A 24,426-nucleotide genomic window follows, 5' to 3' on the forward strand; every position below is an offset into this window, starting at 1 on the left:
GCACGTCCGTTCGCGAGGCCCAGACAAGTCGGCGCCGGCGGCAATGCACAGGCGCGATCGAGGAATTCCATACCGACCCACCGAATCCGGCCAGGCGAGTGCCTCACATGAGTGCCCCCCATGAGTGCCCCACAATGGGCACCATGGCCCTCAAGTCCGAGCACGATGCCCTGCGCGCCCGCTGGCGGCAGACCGTCGAGCGGGTGCGGCCCGGCCAGGGCCCCGATCCCGACCGTTACGCGGACGACCTGCTGGCCCGCTGGGCCGAGCCGCAGCGGCGGTACCACACCGTCGACCACCTCTCCGCCGTCCTCGCCCACCTCGACGCGCTGGAGCCGTACGCCGACGACATCGACGCCGTCCGCCTGGCCGCCTGGTTCCACGACGCCGTCTACCGCCCGGACCGCTCCGAGAACGAGGAGCGCTCCGCCCACCTCGCCGAGCGCGCCCTGCCCGAGCTGGGCCTGGACCCCGCCCGTACCGCCGAGGTCGCCCGCCTCGTCCGGCTCACCACCACCCACGACCCCGACCCGGGCGACCGCGACGGCGAGGCGCTGTGCGACGCCGACCTGGCGGTGCTCGGCGGTTCCCCGCGCGCGTACGCGGCGTACGCGGCCGCCGTCCGCGAGGAGTACGCCTTCGTGCCGGACGACGCCTTCCGCGAGGGGCGCGCCGAGGTGCTGCGCCAACTCCTCGCCCTGCCCCGGCTCTTCCGCACCCCGCTCGGCCACGACCGGTGGGAACTGCTGGCACGACGCAACCTCGCCACCGAACTGGAGTTGCTCACCGGGGAATAGTGATCCGGTCGTTCGCGCTGGTCATGAATATGCCGAACGCCAGTCCCTCCCGCACGCCCATGCCCGTCGCCGTCCATGTGCTCGGCTTGTCCGTCTTCGCCCTCGGCACCTCCGAGTTCATGCTGTCCGGGCTGCTGCAGCCGATCGCCCGCGACATGGACGTCTCCATACCGCAGGCCGGACTGCTTGTGTCCGCCTTCGCGATCGGCATGGTCGTCGGCGCGCCCCTGCTCGCCGCCGCGACCCTGCGGCTGCCGCGCCGTACGACGCTCGTCGCGCTGCTCGCCGTCTTCGGCCTCGGCCAGGTGGCGGGGGCGCTCGCGCCCACGTACGGGGTGCTGTTCGCCTCCCGGGTGGTGAGCGCACTGGCGTGCGCCGGGTTCTGGGCCGTGGGCGCGGCGGTGGCCGTCTCGCTCGTGCCCGTGGACGCCCGCGCCCGCGCCATGGCCATCATGGTCGGCGGCCTGTCCATCGCCAACATCGCCGGCGTACCGGCCGGCGCCCTCCTCGGCCAGCACGCCGGCTGGCGCGCCGCGTTCTGGGCGGTGGCCGCGCTCTCGGCCGTGGGGCTGGTGGGCGTCCTCGCGCTCGTCCCCGCCACCCAGCCGCCCACCGGCGCCGACGCGCCGCGCCTGCGCACCGAACTCGCCATCTACCGCGACCGGCAGGTCTGGCTCGCACTGATCACCACCGCGCTCAACGCCGCCGCCGTCTTCTGCCTCTTCTCCTACCTCGCCCCGCTGCTCACCGAGACGGCCGGCCTGCCGGAGAGCTGGGTGCCGACCGTCCTCGCCCTGTTCGGGGTCGGCGCACTGATCGGCACGACCATCGGCGGACGCGTCGCCGACGCGCACCTCTTCGGCACCATGTACGGCGGCATCGGCGCCGCGGCCGTCGTCATGGCGGTCCTCGCCCTGACCGCCCACACGGCCGCCGCGGCCATCGGCATGGCCGTGCTGCTCGGCGTCGCCGCGTTCACGACGGCGCCCGCGCTCAACGCCCGCATGTTCAACGTCGCGAACGCCGCACCGACCCTCGCGGGCGCGACCACGACGTCGGCGTTCAACCTCGGCAACACGATCGGGCCGTGGCTCGGCGGACTCGTCATCGGCGCGGGGTGGGGCTACCCGGCCGTGGCCTGGCTGGGGGCGGGCCTGGCGGCACTGGCGCTGCTGACGACGGTGGTGGCGGGGCGCGTGCACGGATCCGCGTCGCGGGTGGTGGCACGCTCGGCGGTGCCGCAGCACGAGCGCGAGCCGGTGGGGTAGGCGGCGCCCCATTCAGCCCGTCCGGCGTTTGAGGACACCGGGCGGAGCCCGGTCCGGGGGTGCTAGGGGGCGGAGCCCCGCTAGGAGACGGGGAGAGGGCGGGGCTGGGGAACGGCCCGCCGCAGGCGCACCCCTACGGCGCCCGCCGCTTCGGCCGGCGCAGGCCGGACTCGCGGAGCAGCCGTACCAGCTCGCGGCTGCTGATCCGCGTCGCCCCCATCCCCACCGCCGTCTCGTACGACGACGCCGGAATGTCGTAGTGGTCGCCGTCGAACGCCCGCGGCGGCGCGCCGAGGGCCGCCGCGAAGGCGTGGAGCTCGGCGTAGGACTCGTCGCTGACCAGGTGGGACCACATCCGTCCGTGTCCCGGCCAGGTCGGCGGATCGATGTAGAGCATCAGTGCACCGTGGCGAGGGAGCCGATGGGGGCGACGAGCACCGCCTGCTTGGTGCAGGCCCAGTGCGGGTCGGGGCCGAGTTCGGGTTCGACTTCGAGGGCGTGGGGGTCGCCGGAGCCGGTGCAGACGGGGCACAGGGGCCAGCGGCCGTGTCGTTCGAGGAGGGCGTCCTGGACGTCCTGGGCGACGAGCCCGGGCAGGTACTCGGCGCCCTGCGGCCACTGCTCGACCCACCACCGCCGGTGGGCGACCGCGTCCTCGACGAGGTTGACGACGTCGGCCTCGGCGACGCCGCCGGCCACCAGGTCGGCGAGGACGAGCGCACGCGCCGCGTGCAGTGCCTGTTCGAGCTCCATGTGCACCATTGTCCCGGGCGTACGGGGTTGACGGCGCGCCGGGCCGAAAATACCTTTCGGAACGTGAGCGGCACCGTGAAGGAAACCTTCGGGGCGCGCCCCACTCCGCCCGCGGCGCTGGCCGCGAAGGTGCGTACGCTCGCCCCGACCATGACCCGCTCGATGCAGCGCGTGGCCGAGGCGGTGGCCGGGGATCCGGCCGGTTCCGCGGCGCTGACCGTGACGGGGCTCGCCGAGCGCACCGGCACCAGCGAGGCGACCGTCGTGCGCACGGCCCGTCTCCTCGGCTATCCCGGCTACCGCGACCTGCGCCTGGCCCTGGCGGCGCTGGCCGCCGAGCAGGCGGCCGGCCGGGCCCCGGCCGTGACGGCCGACATCGCCGTGGACGACCCCATGGCCAGCGTCGTCGCCAAGCTGGCGCAGGAGGAGGCGCAGTGCCTGGCGGACACCGCCGCCGGCCTGGACACGGCCGTCTTGGAGGCCGCCGTCGCGGCGCTCGCCGCGGCCCGCCGCATCGACGTCTACGGCAGCGGCGCCTCCCACCTCGTCGGCCAGGACCTCGTGCAGAAGCTGCTGCGCATCGGCCTGCTGGCGCACACCCACGCCGACCCCCACCTGGCCGTGACGACGGCCGTGCAGCTCGGCGCGGGCGACGTGGCCCTGGCCCTGACGCACTCCGGCAGCACCACCGACGTCGTCGAGCCGCTGCGCGTCGCCTTCGAGCACGGGGCGACGACGATCGCGGTCACGGGCCGGCCGGGCGGGGAGATCGCCCAGTACGCCGATCACGTCCTCGTCACGTCCTCCGCCCGGGAGAGCGAGCTGCGCCCCGCGGCCATGTCGAGCCGTACGAGCCAGCTGCTCGTGGTGGACTGCCTGTTCATCGGCGTCGCCCAGGCCACGTACGACCGGGCGGCACCGGCGCTGGCCGCCTCGTACGAGGCGCTGGCGCACCGGCACGCCCCGCACGACCGGCGCGACCGGCGCTGATGGCATCCCGTTCCCCCGAGCCGGAGGAGAGGCCCCGCCAGATGTCCGAGCCGGTGCCCGAGGCCGCGGCCATGAGCGCCCTGCGGGCGCAGCTGGCGGGGCTGACCACGGAGGCGTTCCGCCCCGACCTGGCCGACATCGACCGGCTGCCCACCCGGGAGATCGCCAGGATCATGAACGCGGAGGACGCGACCGTGGCCGGCGCGGTCGCCGACCGGCTGCCGCAGATCGCGGCGGCCATCGACGCGACCGCCGAGCGCATGGCCCGCGGCGGCCGGCTGGTCTACGCCGGCGCGGGCACGGCGGGCCGGCTGGGCGTGCTGGACGCCAGCGAGTGCCCGCCCACCTTCAACACCGGCCCCGACCGGGTCGTCGGCCTGATCGCCGGCGGCCCGGGGGCGCTGGTCGCCGCGGTCGAGGGCGCGGAGGACAGCGAGGAGCTGGCCGCCGCCGACCTCGACGCCCTGGGCGTCGGCCCCGGCGACACCGTGGTCGGCGTCTCCGCCTCCGGCCGTACGCCCTACGCCCTCGGCGCCGTCCGGCACGCCCGCGCCGCGGGCGCCCTGACCGTCGGGCTGGCCTGCAACGCCGGCTCGGCGCTGGGCCGGGCCGCCGAGCACGCGATCGAGGTCGTCGTGGGGCCGGAGCTGGTGACGGGCTCGACCCGGCTGAAGGCGGGCACGGCGCAGAAGCTCGTCCTCAACATGATCTCGACGATCACCATGATCCGGCTGGGCAAGACGTACGGGAACCTGATGGTCGACGTCCGCGCCTCCAACGACAAGCTGCGCGCCCGCTCCCTGCACATCGTCGCCCTCGCGACGGGGGCGCCGGACGCCGAGGTGGAGGCGGCGCTCGCCGAGACCGGTGGCGAGGCGAAGAACGCCATCCTGGTGCTGCTCGCCGGCGTCGACGGGGCCACGGCGGCGCGGTTGCTGACGGAGTCGGGCGGGCACCTGCGCGCCGCGCTGCGGGAGGCGTCGGGCTGACGTAGCGTCATGTGCTGGTGAAGCACGCATGACACAGGACGCCCGGCCGACCCACGACGCGCCCGGTACGCCCGGTACTCCCGGTACGGGCGCGGCGCTCCTCGCGCTGCTCGGCGGCGCCGCGAACGTCCGCTCCGTCGCCGACTGCATGACCCGCCTGCGCGTCGACGTCCACGACCCCGCCGCCGTGGACGGCGCGGCCCTGCGGGCCCGGCCCGGCGTCCTGGGCGTGGTCGCCGACGGCCCGGCCTGGCAGATCGTGCTCGGCCCCGGCACGGTCGGCCGGGTCGCCCGCGAACTGCAGCTCCTCCTCGCACCGCCGCCCGCCCCGCTCCCCGACCGCGGGCGGCTGCTCCTGCGCCGCATCGCGCAGATCTTCGTACCGCTCATCCCCGCCCTCGTCGGCTGCGGCATCATCGCCGGCCTCGCCGGACTCCTCGCCAACCTGCACCTGCTGCCCGCGCTCGTCCCCGCGCTCACCGCGGTCTCCGGCGGCTTCATGTCCCTGATCGCGGTGCTCGTCGGGTACGGCACGGCCAAGGAGTTCGGCGGCACGCCGATCCTCGGCGCGGCCGTGGGCGCCGTCGTCGTGTACCCCGGCGTCACCCGCGTCGACGCCTTCGGGCTGTCCCTGACCCCCGGCCAGGGCGGCGTCCTCGGCGCCCTGGCCGCCGCCCTGCTGGCCACCGGCGTCGAACGCACGTGCCGGCGCGTCGTCCCCGAAGCCCTGGACACCCTCGTCACCCCCTTCCTCGCCGTGCTGCTGCCGGGGCTGATCACCCTGTACGGGCTGATGTTCGCGGCCGGCGAGGTCTCCTCCGCCACCGGCCACCTGGCCGACTGGCTGCTCACCAACGGCGGCGCCGCCGCGGGCTTCGTCCTCGGCGCGCTCTTCCTGCCCCTGGTCATGCTCGGCCTCCACCAGGCCCTGATCCCCCTGCACACCACGCTCATCACCGAGACCGGCTCGACGGTCCTGCTGCCGATCCTCGCCATGGCGGGCGCCGGCCAGGTCGGCGCCGCCCTGGCCGTCCACATCCGCCTCCGCGACGACGCGGACCTGCGCAGAACCATCCGCTCGGCCCTCCCGGCCGGCCTCCTCGGCATCGGCGAACCCCTCGTCTACGGCGTCTCCCTCCCCCTCGGCCGCCCCTTCCTGACGGCCTGCGCCGGCGGCGCCTGCGGCGGCGGAGTGGTCGGCCTCCTCCACCAACTCGGCCACACGTGCGGCGCAACGGCGATCGGCCCGTCGGGGTGGGCCCTCTTCCCCCTCCTGCGCGGCAGCGACGGCCTGCTCGGGGCGGCGGCGGTGTACGGGGCGGGACTGCTGACGGGGTACGCGGCGGGCTTCGCGGCGACGTACGCGTTCGGGCTGAACCGTGTCCTGCGGGCCGATGGCCGTGCGCCCGTGTCCTGATCGAGCCCGTCCGGCGATTGAGGGCGTCTACCCCACGTCCTCCGCCAGTTCGGCCACGCCCGTGATCCGGTGGAGGGCGAACGTGCGGACCTCCTCCGCCGTGTGGTCGAACGCCGTCACGTAGCCGCCCTCCACCCGTACCGGGGCGATCACGCGCTGGCTCGCCGCGCCCTCCGCGTTGACGTAGCCGATCCACACGGGGGTGCCCGTCAGGACGGCCGCCTGCATCGTGGCGAGGGTTTCCGCCGACGTCGTGCGGGGGAGGCCGCCGCCGGTGGTCGTGGCGGGGGAGGGTTTGCGGGGGGCCGTCGAGGCGCGGTCGCCGGCGCGGACGGCGCGGACCGCCGCGCCCAGGAGCGTGGCGTCGGGGACGGGCGGGCCCTCCGGTACGGGCGCGGGGGGTGTGCGCGGGGGCGTGCGGTGGGCGTCGGCGCGGGTGACGACGACGTCGCCCTCCGCCGATTCGGCGGCGGGCGCGTAGCCGAGGGCGCGCAGGCCCTCCAGCAGGGCGTCCGGCGGGACCTGGGCGGCCAGGACGGTGCCGGCGAGGCGGCGCAGCCGCAGGGCGGCCGAGCGGCGGTCGGCGAGGATCTCGCCGAGGACGGCCTCGTCGTCGCAGCGGACGTACGAGGAGGCGGCGCCCACGCGCAGGTGGCCGTGGCGGCGGGCGACGTCGTCGACGAGGTAGGTCAGCGGCTGGGGCACCGGGGTGCGGGAGTGCGCCGCGAGGAAGGCGTGCAAGTCGGCGGCGGTGCGCCCGGCGTCGAGGGCGCGCCGTACGGAGCCGGGGGTGAAGCGGTAGACGGTGGCGCCGCCCTTGGACTCGACGTCGGCCAGCAGCGCGAGTTCCTGGGCGAGGGGCCGGCGCAGGGGGCCGGGGGCGACGGCGGTGAGGTCGGCCTGCAGCAGCACGTGGTCGAGGGGTTCGGGCAGCAGCGGGGCGAGCAGGGCGGGGGCCGCGGCGGGGTCGGTGAGCAGGGCGCGGCCGTGGCCGGCGAGGGCGCCGCGGCCGGTGACGCCGAGGAGTTCGGCTTCGGCGAGGGTCCAGCGGGCGAGCCGTTCGCGGAGGTCTTCGGTGCTGGTGCGCGGGGGGCGTTCCCAGCGGAGCCGGGCGAGGAGGGCGTCGTGGGGCACGGCGGTGCCGGCGGGCAGGGAGGCGAGCAGTTCCAGGACCCGGCGGCGGACCTCGGGCGCGGCGGACCGGTCGAGGTCGGGGCCGAGGGCGGCCAGCGTGCGGCCCTTGGCGTCCTTGCCGCCGACGAGGCCGGGGGTGCGGGTGGCGGCCAGCCAGGCGGTGGCGAGGTGGGCCCAGCGCTGTTCGGCGGGCAGGCGCAGCCAGTCGTCGTAGGCGGGGGTGGGGGCGTAGCGTTCGTCGACGTCGCCGTCGGAGGCCAGCAGCCCGGCGGCGTAGGCGAGTTCGGCCCAGAAGGCGGCCGTCTCCTCGGTGGTGTCGAGGGCGGTGGCGGTGCGCTTGAGGTCGCGTACGCTCAGGCCGCCGGCGCGCAGGACGAGGGGGCCGTCGGTCTCCCAGGAGCCGAGGAGTTCCTCGACGGTGGCCAGCGCGGTGAAGGCGGCGCCGGCGGCGGTGGCGTCGGTGGTGTGCTCGGAGTGCTCGGTGGTGGGCGCGAGTTCGGGGGCGAGCGGCTCGGGCGTGCGGTGGGCGCGCCCGCCGCGCAGGTGGAGGGCGGCCTCGCGGGGCAGGACGACGCTGCCGGGTGCGGTGGGCAGCAGCAGTCCGCGGTCGAGCAGCCAGCGCAGGTGCGGGGCGGGGTCGGCGGTGACGGTGCCGTAGGGCGGGCCCCAGGCGAGCCGGCCGAGGACGGCGGTGGCCTCGGCGGGGGCGTCGGCCAGGAGGGCGGTCATGCGGGTGCGGTCGCCGAAAAGGGCGGTCAGGGAGGCGACGGCCGTGACCGGATCGTGGGTGCCGGGCAGCCCGGCCGTGGTGATGATCTGCTGCAGCCGGCCGGGCGACATGCCCGCGGTGATCTCGGCGACGGTGGGGCCCAGCCCGGTGGGGGAGGGGCGCGTGGGGGTGGGGGCGAGGAGTTCGCGGACGGTGCGCACGAGGTGCAGGCGGTCCTCGCCGCCCCAGACGAGGGCTTGTTCGCGCAGGGTGGCGACGGCGCGCGGCAGCTCTGCGGCGACGGCCGGGTCGGCGTCCTCGTCGCCCGTCATCAGGGCGGCCAGCCCCTCGTACGGGCACGGGTCCGCGGCGACGGCCAGGGCCTCGGCGACCTGCAGCGCGAACCGGTCCAGCCGGTCGAGGGCGCGCACGACCGAGGCCCGGGTGGCGGCCCGCGTGGCGAGCTGGGTGAGGTCGCCCGGGACGGGGCTCAGCAGGTCCGGCCGGGCGCGCAGCAGCGCGGCGAGGGCCTCGTCGGGACGGGCGCGCAGCTCCTCGGCGAGGGTGCGCGGGGCGCCGCCGGTGCTGCCTGTCTCCCGCGAAGTGGTCATTCTGTTTACGGTACCGGGTCCGTGCGGATCGGCCCCGGCTTCGCCCGGGCTACCGGGACGCGGGACGGGGAACCGGTACCGTCGGGGAAGGCGACGGCTCGTGCGGCCTTGGGGGCTTCGGTGGGGATCGAGAGCGATCAGCTGGTTTACGACTATCTGAGCAAGGTCGGCGACCTCGCGCAGAGACAGTCGCTGACCTCCGCGGACCGCATGCGCCTGGTCTCCCGCCTGCGTACCGAGATCGAGCGCCGCCGGGCCGCGGAGGGCGCCGAGACGCCCACGGCCGTGCAGCGCATCCTCGACGGCCTGGGCACGCCCTCGGAGGCCGTGGCGGGCGCGGACGGGCTGCTGGCCGGGGACGGGCCGGGCGTGCCGGTGGCGCCCGTGGCGCCGGCGGCGCCGGACGCCGGGCGGGTGCCCGAGCAGCGCCGGGAGGCCCTGCCGCCGCACCTCGCGCCCGAGGAGCAGCTGCGGCCCGCGGGCGGCCGCCGCGAGGCCGACTGGTGGCGCGTCGAGCGCATCGAACCGGTGCCGCTCGGCGGGGGCGGTGACGCCGCCCGCGGGGCCGCGGAGGCGGGCGGGGACGCGGTGTACGGCTTCACCGGCGGCATCGAGATCGCGGACATGCTCAGGCCCCCGCCGCCGCGCCTGCCCGAGCCGCAGGTGCCGGCGGCCGCGAAGACCGCCGAGGCGGCGGACGCGCAGCCCGCGGGGCCCGCGGGGCCGGGCCCGGAGGGCGAGGCGGCGGCCGACGAACCCCGCTTCAGCCTGTGGCGCTCGCGGGCCGGGGTGCCCATGAGCCCGCTGCTCCTGCTGGTGGCCGTGCTGCTGGTCGCGGGCGCCGTGCTCGGCAACTGGCTGGTGCTGGTCGCCGGCTGGGCCCTGGCGTACGTCACCCGGAGGCTGACGCAGACCGAGTCGAAGTGGGCGGTGCTGGGCGTGCCCGGACTGGTGGCGGCGGCCGGCGTGGTGTGGCTGTGGGGCCGGGCCAACGGACGCTGGGGTGAGCCGATACCGCAGGGCGGGATGGCGGCGGTGCTGTCCGACACGTGGCCGGTGGTCGTCAAGGCGGCGGCGGTGGCGTCGGCGGCGTTCGTCCTGTGGCGGGCGCGCCGCCCCGGCTGACGCCGGCCCTGCGGGCGGCTGGGCCCCGTCCCCGCCCTTTCTCCGTTTCCGAAGGGGCTGCCGCCCCCTCGTACCCCCGCGGACCGGGCAGCGCCCCGTAGGGGCGCGGGGAACTGCGCGACAAGCCACGACGCGCCCGCAGATGCCGGGGCCGTGCGTCGGCTGCGGGCCGTCGGTGGTCGCTCGCGCAGTTCCCCGCGCCCCTACGGGGCGCCCGGCGGGTTACTTGATGCCCAGCGCCTGCTCGATCGGGCTGAGCAGGAAGTAGACGAGGAAGCACAGCCCGACGGCGCCCAGCAGCCACGGGATCTCGCGGACGCGCCGCGTGGCGATGCGCAGCAGGATGAAGGCGAGCACGCCGATGCCGATGCCGTTGGTGATCGAGTACGTGAACGGCATGGAGACGATCGTCAGGAACGCGGGGATCGCGATCGTGAAGTCGTTCCAGTCGATCTCCTTGACGTTGGACGCCATGATCAGGAAGCCGACGACGAGCAGGGCCGGGGTGGCGGCCTGCGAGGGCACGACGGTGGCCAGCGGGGTGAAGATCAGGGCGAGCAGGAAGAGGCCGCCGGTCATCACGTTGGCCAGGCCCGTGCGGGCGCCCTCGCCGACGCCCGCGGTGGACTCCACGAAGCAGGTGTTGGCGGAGGCGGAGCCGGCGCCGCCGGCGGCGACCGCGATGCCGTCCATCATCAGGATCTTGCCCATGTTGGGCAGCTGGCCCTTGTCGTCGGTCAGCCCGGCCTCCTCGCCGACGCCGATGATCGTGCCCATGGCGTCGAAGAAGCCGGACAGCAGCACGGTGAAGACGAACAGGCAGCCGGTGAGCAGCCCCACCTCGTGGAATCCGCCGAAGAGGCTCACCTTGCCGACGAGGCCGAAGTCGGGGGTGGCGACGATCCGGTCCGGCCAGGTGGGCACGGACAGGCCCCAGTTCTTGCCGGGGAGGTCGGCGAGGGAGTTGATGACGATGGCGACGAGCGTCATCACGACGATGCCGATGAGGATGGCGCCGGAGGTCTTGCGCACGACGAGCACGAAGGTCAGTGCGAGGCCGAGGACGAAGACGAGGACGGGCCAGCCCTGCAGCTGACCGCCCTGGCCGAGGCCGAGCGGGACGGTGGTGTGCGCGGCGTCGGGGTTGCGGGTGACGAAGCCGGAGTCGACGAGGCCGATGAGCGAGATGAACAGGCCGATGCCGATGGCGATGGCCCGGCGCAGCCCGGCGGGGATGGCGTCCATGACGCGCTGCCGCAGGCCGGAGGCGACGAGGATCATCAGGACGAGGCCGGCGAGGACCACCATGCCCATCGCGTCCGGCCAGCTCATCTTGGGGGCGAGCTGCAGCGAGACGACGGCGTTGATGCCGAGGCCGGCGGCGCAGGCGATGGGCACGTTTCCGACGATGCCCATGAGGAGGGTGGACAGGCCGGCCATCAGCGCGGTCGCGGTGACCAGCTGGCCGTTGTCCAGGTGGTGCCCGAACTTGTCCTGGCCGGCGCCAAGGATGATCGGGTTCAGCACGATGATGTACGCCATCGCAAAGAACGTGGCCAGACCGCCGCGCAGTTCGCGGGCGACGGACGAGCCGCGTTCGGTGATCCGGAAGTACCGGTCCACGGCGCCGCGGCCGGCGGTGGGGGACGGGCCGGACGGCTGCTGGGCGCGGGCCGCGTCGGTGGCCGAGGTGGGCATGCGGAACCTCAGTCGTATGGGCCGGGAAGGGCCGGGAAACAAACAAAAAAGGATCTTGAATGCCCGCCGATTCGCCACCGATTCGCCATCGTTTGGCTGATCAAACAAAAGCGAGCAGTCAAATTCCGTTCGATTCAGTATGAATAAACAAGGCCCGATTGGCTATCTCCGCGCGTAGACCCCTGCGGCGCAAGGCCTCCCCTCCCGGCCGCCCCCTCCGGACGCACTAGGCTGGCCGCCATGAAGAAGTGGACACCCACGCACGAGGCGCCCGAGCCCCTGGAGGGGCCCGTCGTCGCCACGATCACGGGCGGCACGATCGCGTGGTTCGTCCTCTTCCTGGCCCAGCTGCCGTTCTACGGGTGGTTCGACGACCACGGGCACCTGTGGTGGCTGTGGACGTGCCTGGCCGGCGCCGGCCTCGGCCTCATCGGCATCTGGTACGTCCGCAAGCGCGACGCCGCGCTCAAGCGGCACGCCGCCGCCACGGCGGCCACGGCCGCCGGTGCCCCGCCCGAAGGCCGCGACTGACACCCGGCCGAAGGCCGCGACCCGCCCTTTCGGCTACCGTCGGAACATGGGCGAACCGTCGCGGGCGACGGCAGTCGCTCGGCATCCCGGCCTCGGCGCCCGGGAGGTGGCCGAGCGGGTCGCGCGCGGCGAGGTCAACGACGTCCCCGTACGCTCCTCCAGGTCCCTGGCGGACATCGTCCGGGCCAACGTGTTCACCCGCTTCAACGCCATCATCGGCGTCCTCTTCCTGATCATCCTGGTCGTCGGGCCGATCCAGGACGGCCTCTTCGGCTTCGTCATCATCGCCAACACCGCCATCGGCATCGTCCAGGAGCTGCGCGCCAAGCGGACGCTGGACTCCCTGGCCGTCGTCGGCGAGGCCCGGCCCACCGTCCGCCGCGACGGGAAGCCCGTGCCCGTGGCCACCCACGAGATCGTCCTCGGCGACGTCATCGAGCTCGGGCCCGGCGACAAGTGCGTCGTCGACGGCGAGGTGGTCGAGGCCGACGGGCTGGAGATCGACGAGTCCCTGCTGACCGGCGAGGCCGATCCCGTCCTCAAGCGCCCCGGCGACGCGGTCATGTCCGGCTCGTTCGTCGTCGCCGGCAGCGGCGCGCACACCGCCACCAAGGTCGGCCGCGAGGCGTACGCGGCCCGGCTCGCCGAGGAGGCGTCCCGCTTCACCCTCGTCCACTCCGAACTGCGCACCGGCATCAGCCGGATCCTCAAGTACGTGACGTGGATGATGCTGCCCGCCGCCATCGGCCTGGTCGCCAGCCAGCTGTTCGTGCAGCGGCACGACTGGCGCGAGGCCGTGCGGCGCATGGTCGCCGGCATCGTGCCCATGGTCCCCGAGGGGCTGGTGCTGCTCACCTCCGTCGCCTTCGCCATCGGCGTCGTCCGCCTCGGCCGCCGGCAGTGCCTGGTGCAGGAGCTGCCCGCCATCGAGGGCCTGGCCCGCGTCGACGTCGTCTGCCTGGACAAGACCGGCACCCTCACCGAGGGCGGCATGGACGTGGCCGAGCTGCGCCTGCTGCCCCGCGCCCCCGTCGAGGACGAGCAGGCGCGCCAGGTGCTCGGCGCGCTCGGCGAGGCCGACCCCCGGCCCAACCCCAGCCTGCAGGCCGTCATCGACGCCTTCCCCGCCCGCCCCGGCTGGCGCTGCACGCAGGCGCTGCCCTTCTCCTCCGCCCGCAAGTACAGCGGGGCCGCCCTCAACGGCCCCGACGGCGAGAGCGGCACCTGGCTGCTCGGCGCGCCCGACGTGCTGCTGCCCGAGGGGGACGGCGCCCTCGCCGAGGCGGAGGACCTGGGCGCCAAGGGCATGCGCGTGCTGCTGCTCGCCCGCGCCCCGTACGACCTCGACGACCCCCGCGCCACGCAGGACCTGCAGCCCACCGCCCTGGTCGTCCTCGCCCAGCGGCTGCGCTCCGACGCCGCGCAGACCCTGCGCTACTTCGCCGAGCAGGACGTCGCGGCCAAGGTCATCTCCGGCGACAACGCCGTCTCCGTCGGCGCCGTCGCCGCCCAGCTCGGGCTGCCCGGCGCCGACGGGCCCGTGGACGCCCGCCGGCTGCCCGCCGACCGCGACCGCATGGCCGGCGTCCTCGACCGCGCCACCGTCTTCGGCCGGGTCACCCCCCGGCAGAAGCGGGACATGGTCGGCGCCCTGCAGGCGCGCGGGCACACCGTCGCCATGACGGGCGACGGCGTCAACGACGTCCTCGCCCTGAAGGACGCCGACATCGGCGTCGCCATGGGCTCCGGCTCCGAGGCCACCCGGGCCGTCGCCCAGATCGTGCTGCTGAACAACGGCTTCGACGCGCTGCCGTCCGTCGTCGCGGAGGGCCGGCGCGTCATCGGCAACATCACCCGCGTCGCCACGCTCTTCCTGACCAAGACCGCCTACTCGGTGCTGCTGGCGATCCTCGTCGTCGCCACCCGCGTGCCCTATCCGTTCCTGCCGCGCCACCTGACCCTGCTGTCCACGCTGACCATCGGCGTACCGGCGTTCTTCCTGGCCCTCGCCCCCAACAAGGAACGGGCCCGGCCGCACTTCGTGCGCCGGGTCATGCGCTACGCCGTGCCGTCCGGGCTGATCGCGGGCCTGGCCACCTTCGCCGCGTACCTGCTGGCCCGCGCCCACTACAGCGGGCCGGGCTCGCTGCAGGCGCAGACCAGCGCGGCCACGCTCACGCTGTTCCTGATCTCGTTGTGGGTGCTGGCGATCATCGCCCGGCCGTGGACGTGGTGGCGCGTGGCGCTGGTGGTGGCCATGGGGGTGGGCTTCCTGGCCGTCCTGGCGGTGCCGTGGCTGCAGCACTTCTTCGCGCTGAAGCTGGTCGGCACGGTGATGCCGTGGGCGGCCGTCGCCATCGCCACCGCGGCGGCGGTGGTGCTGGAGCTCACGTGGCGCTGGATCGGCCGCCGCTTCCCGGCCTGAGCCGCAGCGCCCCGCAGGGGCGCGGGGCCGTGTCGATCTGCGGCTCCGCCGCGTGGGCGCGATCGGCCACCGACGGCCTGCGGCCGAGGCGGGGCGAAGCGTGGCACTTCGTCTGCGGGCCCGTCGTGGCTTGTCGCGCAGTTCCCCGCGCCCCTACGGGGCACGCGCCCTAGGTCCCCTGCGGGGCGTCCTCCAGCATGCCGCGGATCTGTTCGCGCAGCTCCGGGCTGTCCTCGTGCTGGTGGACGGAGACGGCGTGCTCGGTGGCGGCGCGCAGGACCTCGTCCTCCTCACCCGTGATCGTCAGCGTGCAGTTCGACTCGCTCGGGTACTTGCGGCAGTCGGCTGTCTTCCTGGTCATGACGGCCTCCTGGTCGTTACGTCGTACGGGACCGCTACGACCAGGGTAGGCACCGTCAGTCGAACCAGCGGGCCCGCGCCAGCTCCTGCGTCCGCGTCGGGTCCTCCAGCAGCGCCGCCGCCTCGAAGCGGCGCGACCACGCGCCGGCCGCCCAGGCCAGGCCGGCCGCCAGGCCCTCCAGCGTGGTCGCGTGCAGGACGCCGTCCGGGCCCAGGCGCCAGTCCAGCTCGACGCCGCCGACGACCAGCTCCTCGTGCTCGACGTACGTCTGCGGCGCGCCCGGCAGCAGGGCCAGCAGCCCCGCCGGGACCCGGTGCACCTCCCCGTCGCCCGCGGGCACGGTCACCGGGAACACCTCGCTCACCCGCCGCACCTGCAGCAGCTCGGCGAGTGCCGCGGCCCGGTCCGGGCGGACGGGCAGCAGCGGGTGGCCCGCCGCGAGGGGCATCAGGTCGGGGGCGTCGGCGACCAGTGCCTCGGCCGCGTCCACCACCCGTACCTCGCCGTCGACGACGGCCCGCAGCTCGTCCGGGAGGGTGACCTCCTCCGGGTCGAGGGCCGCGAGCGCCCCGTACAGCCCGTGCAGCTGGGCCTCGTGCACCGGGCGGGCCGCATCCGCGAGCCGGGCCAGCAGCTCGGCGGCGCCGCCGGGCTCGTCCAGCAGGGCGGCGAGCGTGGTGCGCACGCCGAGCGCCCGCAGCACCTGCTCGTCCGCGAGGCCGCCCGCGTCCGCCGCCTCGTACAGGCCCGCCAGCAGCGGGTCGCCGCCGGCCGCCCGCAGGCCCGCCGGGCGGCGGCCGTCCAGGACGGGGTGGCCGCGCAGCCACCACGCGGTGTACGGGCGGACGGACTCGGTGGTGCCGTCCGGCAGCAGCACGCGCACCGGCGTGGTCAGCGCGTCGCGCAGCGGCGGCTGCGCGAGCAGGGCCAGCGCCTGCGGCCAGGCGTCGTCGTCGACGAGCTCCAGGTCGCGCACGGCCGTGACCTCGGTGGCGACGGGCGGCACGGGCGTGCCGGGGAAGCGGTCGAGGACGTCCTCGCACCAGACGTCGACGGCGTCCAGCAGGCCCACGTCGTCCGGCTCGGCGTAGTCGCCGTCGCGCGGCTCCAGCTCGTCGGGGTCGAGGACGACGTCGGTGGCGCGCACGAGCGCGAAGGTCGCGAGGACGCCGACGGCGGTCAGCGGCTGCTCGCCCCAGCGCGTCGCCAGCTCGGCGTCGACGGCGGCGAGCTCGCCGGGCCTGATCACCTGCTCGAAGGGGCTGCCGGGCAGGACGAGTTCGCCCGCGGGCGCGAGCTCGCCGTCCTCGTCGGGCAGGGCGAGGGCGCCCAGCCAGGGCTCGTCGCCGGGGGCGAGCTCGGCGTCGCGCACGAGGGAGAGGACGACCTCGGCGAGGGCGTCGGCGTCCAGCGTCCCCTCCTCGTCCCACACCTCCTCGGCGTCCAGGGAGTTCGCGACGGCCGCCCGCACCTGGGGGGTCGTCAGGATCGCGCGGGGCGAGGACGGGGTGGCGCCGAGCTTCTCCAGCAGCGGGTGCGCGGCGTCGGGGTGGGCGATCCGCAGGCCCAGCCGGGAGAGCCGCTCGGAGCCGGTGGTGTCGGAGGGCGGCAGCAGCACCTGCCGGGGGCCGACGGCGGTCCGGCCGTCGGCCAGCGGTACGGGCAGGCCGGTCAGCCGGTCCGGGTCGACCCCGGCCAGGCTGTCGTACAGCCGCCACCACCACGACGGGTCGCGCTCCACGCCCGCCAGCCGGTCGACGACCTCGCCCAGCGGGACGCGGGCCACGCCCAGGGCGCGCAGCTCGGGGCGGCGCTCCAGCCCGGCGGGCAGCAGCGTGGGGAACAGCTCGGCGAGCACCGCCACGGTCTCGGCGCCCGCCCCCTCGACGAGCTCGGCGTCCAGCGGGCGGATGGCCACGGGCTCGCCGGCCTCGGCGAACGGGTCGTCCCAGGCCGGGCGCTCGGCCTCGGCCGGCGCCGCCCCCTGCGCGGTGTGCGTGGCCGCGTCGGGGCCCTCGGTCCAGGGGATGCCCTCCACGCCGGTGCCCGGCGCCGGCGCCGGCTCCTCCGGCAGGGTGCCGGCCGCCCCGGGCAGGAACGGCACGCGCGGCAGGTGCTCCAGCACCAGCCGGCGCAGCTCGGCGTCCACGGCCCCGGTGGCCAGCGGTGCCGGTACGAGGCCGAGGGTGCCGGTGGAGACCGGGTGCCAGTCGCGCAGCAGCGCCGTGTACGTCTCGGCGGCGCGCGCGGTCAGGAAGTCGGTCAGCGGGCCCGGCGCGGTGTGCCGCCGGGTGGGCTCCAGCGGGAAGCTCGCGATCAGCAGCGCGGGCAGCCGCAGCGGCTCGTCGGTGGGGGTCGGCGCATGCACGACGGGCGCGGTCGCGGGGCGCACGGGCTCGCCGGCCGGGCCCACCGGCACCGCCCAGGTGACGGACCAGTACGGGCGGTGGCGCTCCTCGACGGGACGGTCGGCCAGCAGCGCGGTGTCCAGGCGGCCGCCGGTGCTCTCCACCCGCCAGCGCGTGGCACCGGCCCGGGCGGAGTCCTCGACGACCGTGTACGGGCCCTCCCGGCGCCGGGTCAGGGTGCGCACCCCGCCCTCCGGCGTCTCGATCACGACCTCGGCCAGACCGGGCAGCGTCAGCAGCAGGGCGTCGTCGATCCCGGCGAGCAGACGCCGGGTCAGCTCCTCGGCGGCGACGTCGCGCAGGGGCAGCACGACGACCGTGTCGTACCCGGCGGGCGCGGCGCCCTCCGCGGGCAGCGGCAGCCGCAGCAGCGGGACGTGGCCCTCGCGGCGGCGGATCTCCTCGGCCAGGCCGTCCGCGCCCTTCGCCGCGGCCTCCGCCAGCGCCCGGCCCTCGGCCAGGGACCAGCGCACGCCCCCGGTGCGGCCGAGCACGGCCGGCTCGTCGGTGACGGCGAGGACGGCGGCGAAGCCGACGCCGAAGCGGCCCACCGGAGCGCCGGGCCCGTCCGGCCCGGCATCGCGCTTGGCGGAGGCCCGCAGGGTGGCCAGGGACTCGACGCCGGCGGCGTCCAGCGGCGCACCGGTGTTGGCGGCGGCGAGGGTGGCGGGCGCGCCGGCGCCGCCGGCGTGCAGGGTCAGCCGCAGCCGGCCGGGGACGCCGGCGCGGGCGGCGGCGTCGGCGGCGTTCTGGGCGAGCTCGACCACGAGGCGGTCGCGGTAGCCGCCGAGGGCGAGGTCCTCCTCGGCGTTGGCGTCCTCCCGGAACCGTGCGGGCGAGGCCGCCCACGCGTCCAGCACGCCCTGCCGCAGCCGCGCGGTCCCGAACGGATCCATCACGCTCGTCGCTCCCCTCACAGGTGTGTATGGGGCGACGGTACAGCTCGGTTGTGGGCAGGCGTCCCGCAGGGCACGACCCACCCACCGGCCCGCACCGTCCGGACGGTCAGGAGTGCCCGAGGTCCTCCTCGGCCGTCGCCGCCTCTTCGGCGGCCTCCCGCAACGGCATCTCGTCGACGAGCGTCTCGTCGACGACCGGCGGCGCCGGCCGCGGCGGCTTCGGCATGACCGCCGCCTCGGAGTGCCCGCCGCACCCGTAGGACAGGGAGACCACGTGCCCGTCCGCCGGCCCGAACTCGTTCGCGCAGATGCCGAACGCCTGGCCGAGGGAGCCGCCGATCGGCACGAGGAAGCCGCAGCTGACGCAGGAGGCGGGGGCGGCCTGGGCCATGGGCGTCTTGGAGCCGTGGGTCTCGTCCCAGCGGTCGGCGGCGGTGTGCAGCCCGTAGCGGGACAGGACCCGGGCGCGGCGCATGCCGAGTTCCTCGGCGAGGGCGGAGATCGAGCCGCGCCGGGGGGCGACGGGCTGGGCGGCGGGCGGGCCGGCCGTGACCTCGGCGTCCTCGGCCTCGACGAGCTCGCTCATCTCCTGGGAGACCGCGGAGTTCGCCGGGGGCTCCTCGGCGCCGGTCCAGCCGGGCTCCAGGCGCAGGTCGTCGGCCTCGGTGGGCAGCAGGTCCCCGGGGCCCATGTCGCCGGGGCGCAGCCGCTCGCTCCAGGGCACCCATTCGGGGGCGAGGAGGGCGTCGGGGCCGGGCAGCAGGACGGTCTCGTCGACGGTGACGAGCTTGGCGCGGGAGGCGCGGGCGACGGTGACGGCCCAGTGCCAGCCGCGGTAGCCGGGGTCGTGGCACGCGAAGTGGTGGGTGACGACGCGGTCCCCGTCGGCGGTGACCTGGACGTGGTCGCCCACCGTGCCCGGTGCGGCGGCCTCCTCGGCGGCCGCCCGGGCGAGTTCGACCGCCTCGGCGCACAGGCGGTCCGGGGTACGGCTTCGCATCGCAGCACTCACAAGAATCGATTCTCTCTTCCACGCCGTCTCACGAGTGCGCCGACCGGGCTGCCGGGGGCGACGGACGGAGCGGACCGATGGACCGCGTCGACGTCCGCGCCCGGACGGCCCGGGCACACCTGTCACCCCCCATTCTGCGGGATGGCGACCCGGGGTGCGGCCGAAGCGGACGGCCGGTGGCGCGCTGTGCACGCTACCCCGCGCGGCCACCTCGGGCATACCCGGGCGTCACCGTCGCGCCGGTCGCGGGGCGTGCCGGGGCCGGGCGGCCCCCGAAAGTGCCATCGTGGGTGCCAGTTGGGGCAGTATGGCGTGGTGGGAGCCATCCGGTCGGCCGAGGGCGGCCCGCTGCGCCGTACGGCCAGCCGGGCCGCGCGCGTCGTGCGCGCTCCTTTCCGGGCGGCGGCCCGGGGCATCCGCCGGGCGACGCACGCGCACGGCGCCGGCGAGTCGGGGCTGGCGAAGCTGATCGAGCTGCACGCGGTGAACTCGGCGGGCGACATGCTGATCACGGTGGCGCTGGCGTCGACCGTGTTCTTCTCGGTGCCCACCGATCAGGCGCGCGGCCGGGTGGCGCTGTACCTGGCGGTGACGATGGCGCCGTTCACGCTGCTGGCACCGGTCATCGGCCCCTTGCTGGACCGGCTGCCGCACGGCCGGCGGGCGGCGATGGCGGGCGCGATGCTGACGCGGGCGGTGCTGGCGGTGATGATGTCGGGCGCCGTGGCGACCGGCGGGCTGGAGCTGTATCCGGCGGCGCTGGGGGTGCTGGTGGCGTCCAAGGCGTACGGGGTGGTGCGCTCGGCCGTGGTGCCGCGGCTGCTGCCACCGCGGATCGCGCTGGTCAAGGCGAATTCGCGGGTGACCCTGGGCGGCCTGCTGGCGACGGGGCTGGCGGCCCCGGTGGGGGCGGCCCTGCACCAGGTGGGGCCGCAGTGGCCGTTGTACGGGGCGTGCGCGGTGTTCGCCTTCGGTACGTACTTGTCGTTGTCGTTGCCGGCCATGGTGGACTCGGCCAAGGGCGAGGTGCGTGCGCTGCTGCACGCGCCGGAGCAGCGCGGCCGCGCCCGGCGCGGGCGGCAGCGCGCGACCCGGCGGCCCAAGGGGCCGGGGCTGCGCACGGTGGGCGCCTCGGTGCTGCACGGGCTGCAGGCCAACGGCGCGCTGCGCATGCTGTCGGGCTTCCTGACGTTCTTTCTGGCGTTCCTGCTGCGGGTGCATCCGCTGGACGGGCTGGGCCCGGCGCTGTCGCTGGGCGTGGTGGCGGTGGCGGCCGGCGGCGGCAACGCGCTGGGCACGGCCATGGGGGCGCTGCTGCGCTCGCGCGGCCCCGAGAAGACGATCGCGCTGGTGCTGACGGTGGCGCTGGCCTCGGCGGTGCTGACGGCGGCCCTGTACAACGCGGTGTTCGTGGTGCTCGTCGCGGCGGTCGCCGGGATCGCGCAGGCGCTGGGCAAGCAGTCGCTGGACTCGCTGATCCAGCGGGACGTGCCCGAGCAGGTGCGCACCTCGGCGTTCGCCCGTTCGGAGACGCTGCTGCAGATGTGCTGGGTGGTGGGTGGCGCGATCGGGATCGTGCTGCCGCTCAATGGGGTGGTCGGCATGTCGGTGGCGGCGGCGTTCCTGGCGCTGGGGGCGGCCACTGCCGTACGGGGGCTGCTGGCGGCCGCCCGGCGCGGCTCGCCGCACCCGCGCGTGGCCTGATCGAACGGGCCCGATAGCCTGCCCGCATGACCGCTGCGATTATCCGGGGCAAGCGCCGCCGCGCCGCTGCCGCCGTCGGTGCCGTGACCTTCGGGCTCGTCGCCCTTTCCGCCTGCGACAAGCCGACGCCGCTGGCGACCGTGACCGTCGGATCGACGACGATCACCGCCGAGGCCGCCTGCTACAACGACGGCGAGGCCATCGCCAACGACAAGGTCCTCGGGTGCATGAAGGGCGACTCGGGCAAGACCGTCAAGGCGTCCATGGAGGACAAGATCCGCTTCGGCGTCGACCCGAAGATCGCGGACGAGGGCTGGACGATCTTCATCAACAACACGCCTGCCGAGCAGGAGGCGAACAAGAAGACGTACCGGACCATCCCGGCCAGCGCCTTCTTCGCCGGCGGCCAGGGCGGCGCGGCCCAGAAGACGCAGGTCAGCATCGTCGAGGCGGCGACCGGCAAGGCCCTGGGCGTCTGGAACTTCACCCTTGAGCGTCAGTCCTGACCGCCGCATGACATCCCGCCGGCGCGCCCTGATCGTCGCCGCCGTCGCGGTCGAGCGGGACGCCGTGACCGCCGCCGGGCCGCTCCTGCCCCCCTCGGGGCCCGAGGAGCGCACGCTGCCCGGCGGCCTCGTGCTGCACCGGCTGCACGCGGGCGGCGCGGTGCTCGACGTCCTGGCGGGCGGTGTGGGGCCTGCGGCCGCGGCCGCCTCCACGGCCACGGCCCTGACCGCGGCCGCGCTGGCCGGCGAGCCGTACGACCTGGTGCTGAGCACGGGCATCGCGGGCGGTTTCGCGCCCGCGGCGCCGCTCGGGACCGTGGTGGCCGCCGAGACGATCGTGGCGGCCGACCTGGGCGCGCAGGCCGCGGACGGCTCCTTCGTGCCGGTGGCCGAGCTGGGCTTCGGCACGGGCGCCCACGTCGTGCCCGAGGAGATCGTCCGCACCCTGGCCGGCGCCACCGGCGCCGTGCGCGGTGACGTGCTGACCGTCTCGGCCACCACCGGCACCGCCGCCCGGGCCGCCGAGCTGGCGGAGCGTCATCCGCGGGCCGTCGCCGAGGCCATGGAGGGCTTCGGCGTCGCCGGCGCGGCCGCCGCCCACGGGGTGCCCGCGGGCGAGCTGAGGACGGTCTCCAACGCCGTCGGGCCGCGCGACCGCGAGTCCTGGCGCATCAAGGAGGCGCTCGGTGCGCTGACGGACGCCTTCGGCAAGCTGATCCCCGTCCTGGCCGAGCGAGCGGAGGTGGCCCGCTGATGTCCCAGCCGACCGAGCAGCCGTTGCAGGTGGCGTACTCCCCCTGCCCCAACGACACCTTCACCTTCCACGCCTGGGCGCACGGGCAGGTGCCCGGCGCGCCGCCGATCGACGTGACGTTCGCCGACATCGACGTCACCAACGGCATGGCGCAGCGCGGCGAGTTCGACGTGCTGAAGGTGTCCTACGCCGTGCTGCCGCACGTGCTGGACGAGTACGCGCTGCTGCCCTGCGGCGGGGCGCTGGGCCGCGGCTGCGGCCCGCTGGTGCTCACCAGGGACCGGGCGACGCCGGCCGACCTGGCCGGGCGGACGGTGGCCGTGCCCAGCGAGCTGTCCACCGCCTACCTGCTGTTCCGGCTGTGGGCGGCCGCGGAGGTGCCCGGCGGCGTCGGCGAGGTCGTCGTCCTGCCCTTCCACGAGATCATGCCCGCCGTGCGGGACGGCAAGGTGGACGCCGGCCTGGTCATCCACGAGGCCCGCTTCACCTACCGCGCCTTCGGCCTGACCTGCCTGGCCGACATGGGCGCGCACTGGGAGGACACCACGAGCCTGCCCATCCCGCTGGGCGCGATCATCGCCAAGCGGTCCCTGGGCGCCCCGCTGCTGCGGCGGCTGGCCGAGGCGGCCCGCACCTCGGTGCGCATGGCCTGGGACGACCCCACGGCCTCGCGGGAGTACGTGCTGGCCCACGCGCAGGAGATGGACCCGGCCGTGACCGACCAGCACATCGGGCTGTACGTCACCGAGTTCACCGCCGACCTGGGCGAGGCCGGCTACGCCGCGGTGCGCGGCCTGCTGACCCGCGCCGCGGCCGAGGGACTCGTACCACCCCTCGGCCGGGACGCGCTGGTCTTCCCGGCCTAGAGCCGGGGCATCCGTCAGACGTCGAGCTGGTCGGCGACCGCGCGCAGCATGTTCGCGATCTTGGCGCCGTGGGCCTTGTCGGGGTAGCGGCCGCGCTCGAGCTGCTGGGTGACGTTCTCCAGGAGGGTCGTCAGGTCCTGCACGATGGAGGCGAGCTCGTCCGGCTTGCGGCGCTGCGCGGCGGCGACCGACGGGGTCGGGTCGAGGACGGTCACGGAGAGCGCCTGGTCGCCGCGCTGGCCGGCGACGACCCCGAATTCGACCCGCTGGCCGGGCTTGAGGGCGTCGACTCCGTCAGGGAGCACCGAGGAGTGCACGAAGACGTCTCCGCCGTCGTCGCGGGAGAGAAAGCCGAAGCCCTTCTCGCTGTTGAACCACTTGACCTTGCCGGTAGGCACGTCTTGTCCTCGTCCTCGTGTCTCGTCGAAATATGCTAAATATGCCGTAAATCAACAGAAAAACAGCAAAAAACAGCTCTGGATAGCATTACAGCGGGTCGCAAGGGCCCGCTACCCCCAAGGCTAATGGTCCCCGGCCCCGTGACAAGACGTCCTTGGGTCGTACCCCTACCCTGGTCGGGTGAGTGATGAAACGCCCCGGGCCGGGGATCTGCTGGTGCGCGCCGGCGCCGTCGTCTTCCTCGTCGGGGCGGTGGCCACCCTGGTCACGGTCGCCCCGCTGTTCCTCGGCTGGGACCCGCTGCCCTCCATCGCGTACGCCGTGTGCATGTTGATGGGCGTCGGCTTCCTGATCGCCGCCGCCGGAGTGCTGCGTTCCGTCGCCGACCAGCGGCGCCGGGCCCGGGCTCAGGCGGCGCCCGCGCCGCCGGCGTAGTCGCGCAGCCAGGCGGGGAAGTCCGCGAGCCCCCCTTCCAGCACCACGTCCGCCCCCGCCGCGCGCAGCGCGGCCGCGTCGTACGGTCCGGTGGGCACCGCGACCGCCAGCGCACCGGCCTCGTGCGCCCCGCGCACGTCGCCGACGTGGTCGCCGACGTAGACCTGCGCCCCGTGCGCGCGCAGCGCGACCGCCTTGCGCTCGGCCCACAGGTCGCCGATCAGGTCGTCCGCCGCGATGCCCAGGTGCTCCAGGTGCAGCCGGGCGTTGCGCGGGTTCTTCGCGGTGACCACGACGGCCCGGCCGCCCAGCGCGCGCACGGCGGCCACGGACTCCAGGGCGCCCGGCATGGCGGGCGAGGGGGTGATGCCGTGCCGGGGGTAGGCGTCGAGGTAGATCGCGTGGGCCTTCGCCAGCTCCTCGCGGGGGAACCAGTTGCCGAGCTCCTCCAGCAGGGGCGGGCCGATCCGGCTGATGACCAGGTCCACGTCGATGTACGTGCCGGTGGTGGCGGCCAGCGCCGTATAGGCGGCTCGTATGCCGGGCCGGGAGTCGACGAGCGTGAGGTCGAGGTCGAAGCCCACGGTGGGGCCCGGGCGGGGAGCCGATCGCAGCGTCATGCGTTCATCGTACTT

At 75.5% G+C, this 24,426-nt stretch carries 22 protein-coding genes; 13 read left to right on the forward strand and 9 right to left on the reverse strand.

The genetic code is table 11. The features are described 5' to 3' along the window. The first annotated feature begins 143 nt into the window (after positions 1–143). Both ABD361_RS00840 and ABD361_RS00845 read left to right on the forward strand, forming a co-directional pair. Positions 144–797 (forward strand): HD domain-containing protein, encoded by a 654-nt coding sequence (locus ABD361_RS00840; protein WP_344432614.1) that lies wholly within the window; start codon positions 144–146, stop codon positions 795–797. A gap of 59 nt (positions 798–856) precedes the next feature. Next, positions 857–2,065: a Cmx/CmrA family chloramphenicol efflux MFS transporter gene (locus ABD361_RS00845; RefSeq protein ID WP_425583118.1), complete on the forward strand. Its 1,209-nt coding sequence runs from the start codon at positions 857–859 to the stop codon at positions 2,063–2,065. 133 nt (positions 2,066–2,198) lie between these two features. Here the strand turns inward: ABD361_RS00845 and ABD361_RS00850 are convergent, their stop codons facing one another. Together ABD361_RS00850 and ABD361_RS00855 are read right to left on the reverse strand one after the other, a co-directional pair. Beyond that, positions 2,199–2,465: a DUF4031 domain-containing protein gene (locus tag ABD361_RS00850; RefSeq protein ID WP_344432868.1), complete on the reverse strand. Its 267-nt coding sequence runs from the start codon at positions 2,463–2,465 to the stop codon at positions 2,199–2,201. Further along, positions 2,462–2,818, reverse strand: a complete 357-nt coding sequence (locus ABD361_RS00855) for a hypothetical protein (RefSeq protein WP_344432616.1) — start codon at positions 2,816–2,818, stop codon at positions 2,462–2,464. Before ABD361_RS00855 ends, ABD361_RS00850 begins: the two co-directional genes overlap by 4 nt. Positions 2,819–2,893: 75 nt before the next feature. Between ABD361_RS00855 and ABD361_RS00860 the strand changes: the two genes are divergently transcribed. Genes ABD361_RS00860 through ABD361_RS00870 form a run of 3 tightly spaced genes read left to right on the forward strand, consistent with a single transcriptional unit; the run spans position 2,894 to position 6,214 of the window. After that, positions 2,894–3,808, forward strand: a complete 915-nt coding sequence (locus tag ABD361_RS00860; protein ID WP_344432869.1) for a MurR/RpiR family transcriptional regulator — start codon at positions 2,894–2,896, stop codon at positions 3,806–3,808. 41 nt (positions 3,809–3,849) lie between these two features. Further along, positions 3,850–4,797: an N-acetylmuramic acid 6-phosphate etherase gene (murQ, locus tag ABD361_RS00865; RefSeq protein ID WP_344432617.1), complete on the forward strand. Its 948-nt coding sequence runs from the start codon at positions 3,850–3,852 to the stop codon at positions 4,795–4,797. Between the two features lie 28 nt (positions 4,798–4,825). After that, the gene (locus tag ABD361_RS00870) at positions 4,826–6,214 is read left to right on the forward strand and encodes a PTS transporter subunit EIIC (protein ID WP_344432618.1); all 1,389 of its coding nucleotides are present in this window, start codon (positions 4,826–4,828) and stop codon (positions 6,212–6,214) included. A 27-nt stretch (positions 6,215–6,241) separates the two neighbouring features. Here the strand turns inward: ABD361_RS00870 and ABD361_RS00875 are convergent, their stop codons facing one another. Further along, positions 6,242–8,668: a helicase-associated domain-containing protein gene (locus ABD361_RS00875; RefSeq protein WP_344432619.1), complete on the reverse strand. Its 2,427-nt coding sequence runs from the start codon at positions 8,666–8,668 to the stop codon at positions 6,242–6,244. A gap of 120 nt (positions 8,669–8,788) precedes the next feature. Between ABD361_RS00875 and ABD361_RS00880 the strand changes: the two genes are divergently transcribed. Then, complete coding sequence (locus ABD361_RS00880) at positions 8,789–9,793, forward strand: hypothetical protein (RefSeq protein WP_344432620.1); 1,005 nt, start codon at positions 8,789–8,791, stop codon at positions 9,791–9,793. Positions 9,794–10,015: 222 nt separating this feature from the next. On the opposite strand, the gene ABD361_RS00885 is transcribed toward ABD361_RS00880, so the two are convergent. Next, the gene (locus ABD361_RS00885) at positions 10,016–11,491 is read right to left on the reverse strand and encodes an NCS2 family permease (RefSeq protein ID WP_344432621.1); all 1,476 of its coding nucleotides are present in this window, start codon (positions 11,489–11,491) and stop codon (positions 10,016–10,018) included. Between the two features lie 240 nt (positions 11,492–11,731). On the opposite strand from ABD361_RS00885, the gene ABD361_RS00890 reads away from it, so the two are divergent. Both ABD361_RS00890 and ABD361_RS00895 read left to right on the forward strand, forming a co-directional pair. After that, positions 11,732–12,022, forward strand: a complete 291-nt coding sequence (locus ABD361_RS00890) for a DUF2530 domain-containing protein (RefSeq protein ID WP_344432622.1) — start codon at positions 11,732–11,734, stop codon at positions 12,020–12,022. A 46-nt stretch (positions 12,023–12,068) separates the two neighbouring features. Next, the gene (locus ABD361_RS00895) at positions 12,069–14,447 is read left to right on the forward strand and encodes a cation-translocating P-type ATPase (RefSeq protein ID WP_344432624.1); all 2,379 of its coding nucleotides are present in this window, start codon (positions 12,069–12,071) and stop codon (positions 14,445–14,447) included. A 169-nt stretch (positions 14,448–14,616) separates the two neighbouring features. Here the strand turns inward: ABD361_RS00895 and ABD361_RS00900 are convergent, their stop codons facing one another. The 3 genes from ABD361_RS00900 to ABD361_RS00910 form a co-directional block, all read right to left on the reverse strand. Beyond that, a complete protein-coding gene (locus ABD361_RS00900; RefSeq protein ID WP_344432625.1) occupies positions 14,617–14,808 on the reverse strand; it encodes a DUF1059 domain-containing protein in 192 nt (63 codons plus the stop codon). A 55-nt stretch (positions 14,809–14,863) separates the two neighbouring features. Further along, positions 14,864–18,112, reverse strand: a complete 3,249-nt coding sequence (locus ABD361_RS00905) for a sacsin N-terminal ATP-binding-like domain-containing protein (protein ID WP_344432626.1) — start codon at positions 18,110–18,112, stop codon at positions 14,864–14,866. Positions 18,113–18,221: 109 nt separating this feature from the next. Further along, positions 18,222–19,115 carry a DUF3027 domain-containing protein gene (locus tag ABD361_RS00910; RefSeq protein WP_344432627.1) on the reverse strand — a complete coding sequence of 298 codons (894 nt, stop codon included), beginning with the start codon at positions 19,113–19,115 and terminating at the stop codon, positions 18,222–18,224. A 327-nt stretch (positions 19,116–19,442) separates the two neighbouring features. Here ABD361_RS00910 and ABD361_RS00915 point away from each other — a divergent pair, with 327 nt between their 5' ends. The 4 genes from ABD361_RS00915 to ABD361_RS00930 are packed head-to-tail and all read left to right on the forward strand — an operon-like array spanning position 19,443 to position 22,957. Continuing rightward, complete coding sequence (locus tag ABD361_RS00915) at positions 19,443–20,831, forward strand: MFS transporter (protein ID WP_344432628.1); 1,389 nt, start codon at positions 19,443–19,445, stop codon at positions 20,829–20,831. A gap of 26 nt (positions 20,832–20,857) precedes the next feature. After that, on the forward strand, positions 20,858–21,337 hold the full coding sequence (locus ABD361_RS00920; RefSeq protein ID WP_344432629.1) for a DUF2771 domain-containing protein: 480 nt from the start codon (positions 20,858–20,860) through the stop codon (positions 21,335–21,337). 7 nt (positions 21,338–21,344) lie between these two features. Beyond that, entirely contained in the window at positions 21,345–22,091 is a 747-nt protein-coding gene (locus ABD361_RS00925) for a futalosine hydrolase (protein ID WP_344432630.1), read from the forward strand. After that, a complete protein-coding gene (locus tag ABD361_RS00930; RefSeq protein WP_344432631.1) occupies positions 22,091–22,957 on the forward strand; it encodes a 1,4-dihydroxy-6-naphtoate synthase in 867 nt (288 codons plus the stop codon). Before ABD361_RS00925 ends, ABD361_RS00930 begins: the two co-directional genes overlap by 1 nt. A gap of 14 nt (positions 22,958–22,971) precedes the next feature. On the opposite strand, the gene ABD361_RS00935 is transcribed toward ABD361_RS00930, so the two are convergent. Continuing rightward, positions 22,972–23,355: a cold-shock protein gene (locus ABD361_RS00935; protein WP_344432632.1), complete on the reverse strand. Its 384-nt coding sequence runs from the start codon at positions 23,353–23,355 to the stop codon at positions 22,972–22,974. Between the two features lie 181 nt (positions 23,356–23,536). Between ABD361_RS00935 and ABD361_RS00940 the strand changes: the two genes are divergently transcribed. Then, positions 23,537–23,791, forward strand: coding sequence for a hypothetical protein (locus ABD361_RS00940; protein ID WP_344432633.1), 255 nt, complete (start codon positions 23,537–23,539; stop codon positions 23,789–23,791). Here the strand turns inward: ABD361_RS00940 and ABD361_RS00945 are convergent. Then, complete coding sequence (locus ABD361_RS00945) at positions 23,764–24,411, reverse strand: HAD family hydrolase (RefSeq protein ID WP_344432634.1); 648 nt, start codon at positions 24,409–24,411, stop codon at positions 23,764–23,766. The two genes, ABD361_RS00940 and ABD361_RS00945, sit on opposite strands and share 28 nt — an antisense overlap. Between the last annotated feature and the right edge of the window lie 15 nt (positions 24,412–24,426).

Origin of the sequence: Streptomyces luteosporeus, from assembly GCF_039532865.1 — a bacterium.
Lineage (GTDB): Bacteria > Actinomycetota > Actinomycetes > Streptomycetales > Streptomycetaceae > Streptomyces > Streptomyces luteosporeus.